This window comes from uncultured Campylobacter sp. (assembly GCF_938018035.1).
Classification (GTDB): domain Bacteria; phylum Campylobacterota; class Campylobacteria; order Campylobacterales; family Campylobacteraceae; genus Campylobacter_B.
Genome location: NZ_CALIJF010000239.1, coordinates 1 through 2,729 on the forward strand (window position 1 = coordinate 1; position 2,729 = coordinate 2,729).

The window sequence follows — 2,729 nt, forward strand, 5'->3', positions numbered from 1 at the left end:
TTCGTCCGCTTATAGCATTATAATTTTATCGATTTTTAGTTGCGCAGCTGCTTTATCCGCGGCGATGTGTTTGCGCACAGCGAGGTTTGCGCGCGGCCGGCTTGCCTGCGGTATGGATTTGCACGCAGCAGGCGGCGGGTGGATTAAATTTTGATTTATCGTTAGCGCAGGTGCGCCCCTTTTCGCAGCGGATGCGAGGCAGGGCGCAAATTTTATAAATTTTCGGCAGATCGCCGAGTTCAAAGCGTAAAAATTACGCGCTTAAAACTACAGCCGACAAAAGCCCCCACAAAATGGCCTCTATCGCTAGCACCGAATGAAGTACGGTCGTATTCATCGCTTCTCCTTTGTTTTTAATTTTATTTATTTGCCAGACTCGGGCCGCTATGGGCGTGCCCGATCGATCTATGAGCGGGATTATATAAGATGATTGTGTTCTTAATGTGTCTTTTGAAATTTACGGCAAAATTTCTCCGTCCGTCGCAAAGCGCGAGACGGCGGCGGATTTCAGGCAAAATTCAGCTACCCGCGTTAAGGCGCGGCAAATTTAAGCGAGCCTGCCGCCCGCCGTAATGCGCGGTAAAGTCGTAAAGGGCGGCAAAGTCGCAGCGCGCGGTAAATTAAAGCAGAATTCCTACCTAGTCGCGGCGCGCGAGGCGTCCGTGGCAAATCGATATAAAATTTAAAGCAGAATTTTATGTGAATGCGGCGCGCGACACGCCCGCGCTTTTTTACGTCGCCAAAGCTTGCATCGGCGCGACTTGCGCCGTCGGGGCTCGTATCGTCAAAGATTGCATCGGCGTGGCTTGCGCCTGTGGGGCGAAATTTTACGGCGAGCTATGAATTACAAGACGCAGCTCATCCGCGCCGTCTTAAATTTAAAATTTAAAGCGGGATTTTAACGTGCGCCTCGGTTCCGACACCGGGTTCGCTTTCATATTCGATCTGTCCGCCTAAAATATCAAGCGCCGTGCGTACGATGCTAAGCCCAAGTCCGCTGCCGAGCTCCTTATGCGATTCCTCGCACTGATAAAATCGGTCAAAAATTTTATCCAGCTTCTCGCGCGAGATGCCGATGCCTTCGTCTTTTATGCTCACCCGTGCAAAGCCATCGCAAGCGCAACAACGGATGAAAATTTTACTGCCCTGGCGCGAGTACTTAAGCGCATTTTCGATCAAATTTCGCCAAATTTGATTTAGCAGCCCCGCGTTTGATCGCACGCTAAGCGGCGACAAATTTAGCTCAAACTCGCGCTCTCCGTAGCTTTGGCTCAGCGATATGATGCATTGCCTAAGCTGCTCGTCGATACGTACCGTCTCATCTAGGCGCACCGCCGCGCCGCTATCGAGTCTCGTCAGCTTTAGCATGTCGGTGCAGAGCTTGCTTAAGCGGTTTGCTTCCGCGCCGATGGAGGCTGCGTATCGCACCGCGCGCTCCTCGCTCACGCCGCCCTCTATCATCTCGCTTAACGCGGCGATCGAGGAGATCGGCGTTTTCATCTCGTGCGAGACGTTTGAGACGAACTCTTTTTGCAGCTGCTCGTGCTTTTGCAGCTTCTGCGCCATTTTATTGACGTTTACCACAAGCTCGTCCAGCTCGTGCATATAGACATAATCGGTGCGGTACCTGTGTATCTTGCGCTCGGCGCGCGCCTCAAAATCGCCGTTTGCGATCGCGGTGATCGCGTCTAGTAGCCGCTTGATCGGGCGGAATAAAATTTTAAGTCCGAAGTAAAGCAGGGTAAAATTTAGCGCCATCGTGATTAGGCAGATGATCGCGCACAGCGCCACTCCGTCCCAAAAGCCGCCGATCTTGCCGCCGATGCCTATGTAAAAAAGCATGCAAACCGCAAAGCAGACGATGAAATTTATCACGCCGAATGCGAGCGAAGAGTAAAACGCGATGAAGCTTTTGAGGCTGATGAGGTATTTTTTCACGCTCGCTCCTTTTTTACCGCTTTGTAGCCGAGCCCGCGCACGGTGATTATCTCAAAGTCCTTGGAGTTTTCAAATTTTGCTCGTAGCTTTTTGATGTGCGTATCGACGACGCGCTCGTCGCTGTCTGTTTCGTAGCCCCAAATTTCGCTCATTATCTCAAACCTCGTAAAAATTCTGCCCGCGTAGCTTAGCAGCAAAAACAAAAGACGAAATTCCTTCGGCGCTAGGCTTATACGCTCGCCTTCGGTGCGGACGCTAAGCGTATCATAGTCAAGCTCGCTTCCGCCGATGAGAAGCCGCTTTTCGTTCGCGATCTTTGCGCGCCTTAGCAGCGCATGCACGCGCAGCACGAGCTCTTTTAAATTTATCGGCTTGCTCATATAATCGTCCGCGCCGCTTTTAAAGCCCGTCTGCATATCCTCGATCTCGCTTTTTGCCGTTATGATCAGTATCGGCTGGCTCTTGCCGTCGCGCCTAACGTACCTGCTAAGCTCAAAGCCGTCCATCTTAGGCATCATCACGTCCGAGATGATCAGATCGAAGTGCGCCTTGTCTAACGCCTCTGCCGCCTGCTTGCCATTGGAGGCGCAGCTCACGCTAAAGCCCTCATCAAGCAGTTTTTCTCTTATCACCGAGCTCAAAGCCTCGTCGTCTTCGACTAGTAAAATATTAAGCATCATCGCTCCCGTTTTGATAAATTTATGCGCTTAAATTTATACATAAAATTTTAAGAAACAATGAGATATTATACGTAAATTTTTTCAAGGAGTAAAGAATGAATTTCAAAAAAA

At 50.4% G+C, this 2,729-nt stretch carries 3 protein-coding genes; 1 reads left to right on the forward strand and 2 read right to left on the reverse strand.

Translation table 11 applies throughout. The annotated features are described in order from the left end of the window. Positions 1 to 699 precede the first annotated feature (699 nt). Positions 700 to 843, forward strand: coding sequence for a hypothetical protein (locus Q0257_RS07165; protein WP_298023373.1), 144 nt, complete (start codon positions 700 to 702; stop codon positions 841 to 843). A gap of 42 nt (positions 844 to 885) precedes the next feature. Here Q0257_RS07165 and Q0257_RS07170 read toward each other — a convergent pair whose 3' ends face one another. Further along, positions 886 to 1,938: a HAMP domain-containing sensor histidine kinase gene (locus tag Q0257_RS07170; RefSeq protein WP_298023376.1), complete on the reverse strand. Its 1,053-nt coding sequence runs from the start codon at positions 1,936 to 1,938 to the stop codon at positions 886 to 888. Next, positions 1,935 to 2,615 carry a response regulator transcription factor gene (locus tag Q0257_RS07175; RefSeq protein WP_298023379.1) on the reverse strand — a complete coding sequence of 227 codons (681 nt, stop codon included), beginning with the start codon at positions 2,613 to 2,615 and terminating at the stop codon, positions 1,935 to 1,937. Before Q0257_RS07175 ends, Q0257_RS07170 begins: the two co-directional genes overlap by 4 nt. Between the last annotated feature and the right edge of the window lie 114 nt (positions 2,616 to 2,729).

Coding starts and splice junctions, on each gene's coding strand:
- Q0257_RS07175 (WP_298023379.1), bottom strand. CDS start 2,615: ATGCTTAATATTTTACTAGTCGAAGACGACGAGGCTTTGAGCTCGGTG.